Below are 1069 nucleotides of genomic sequence, written 5' to 3' on the forward strand. Positions count from 1 at the left end.
GGCGGTCTCAAATCTGAAGTGCAACACCTGAACCTCAGGTAACTTGCACAGATGACTTCACGATACACGCACTTGCAGCCAGAAGATCGACAGACCCTGGCATCACTTGTCCAGCAGGGTCTGAGCCAACGATCCATCGCCCGCCTGCTCGGGCGCAGTCCCAGCACCGTCTGCCGTGAGCTGGCGCGCAATGGCCGCGCTGCCCAGGGCTATGCCTTCAAGCCCGCCCAGGCCGCCTGTGAAGCCCGTCGCCTTGCCGCTCGGCCTCTGCCCAAGCTGCACCCGCACAGCGCGCTGTGGCGTGTGGTCTGTGATCTTTTGCTGTGGCGTTGGTCGCCCCAGCAGATTGCCCGCACACTGCGGGGCATGCATCCCGATGACCCCAGCCAGCGTGCGTCCCATGAGTCGATCTACAACGCCATCTATGCCTATCCCCGTGGGGAACTGAAGAAGCAGTTGATCGCGCTGCTGCGCTGGGGCCGCAGTGGACGCCGTCCTCGCTCGGCAGGGCAAGATCGGCGTGGGCAGATTCCCGAGATGGTCAGCATCCATGTGCGCCCGCCCGAGGTCCATGATCGGCTGATGCCGGGTCATTGGGAGGGCGACTTGATCAAGGGCGCCAACAACCAGTCTGCCGTGGGCGTGCTGGTCGAGCGCAGCACGCGCCTGGTACTGCTGTGCCGTATGCCCGATGCCACGGCCGAGTCAGCATTGGCTGCCTTCGCGGCCAAGCTCAACCAGGTGGCGCAGCCCCTGCGCCAGACGCTCACCTACGACCAGGGCAAGGAGATGGCGCGCCATCGGGAGTTGGCCCAGGCCACGGGCATGCGGGTGTACTTCTGTGATCCGCACAGCCCCTGGCAGCGGGGCAGTTGCGAGAACACCAATGGGTTGCTGCGCCAGTTCCTGCCCAAGGGAACAGACCTGGGTATCCATGACCAGGATGCGCTCGACTCGATTGCCGATCTGATGAACAACCGGCCTCGCCAGACGCTGGGCTGGAAGTCTCCGTACCAAGCATTCCAGCAGTTCATGCAGGCCATTGCGCAGCGCCAGGGCGCTACCATTC

Annotated in this window: 1 protein-coding gene; it reads left to right on the forward strand. The window is 64.2% G+C overall.

From position 1 onward, the window contains the following. Nucleotides 1–51 precede the first annotated feature (51 nt). Nucleotides 52–1069 (forward strand): IS30 family transposase (locus D8S75_RS17255; protein WP_232829098.1); only part of this gene is annotated, 1018 nt, incomplete at its 3' end.

It is taken from the genome of Simplicispira lacusdiani, assembly GCF_003604195.1.
Classification (GTDB): Bacteria; Pseudomonadota; Gammaproteobacteria; order Burkholderiales; family Burkholderiaceae_C; genus Simplicispira; species Simplicispira lacusdiani.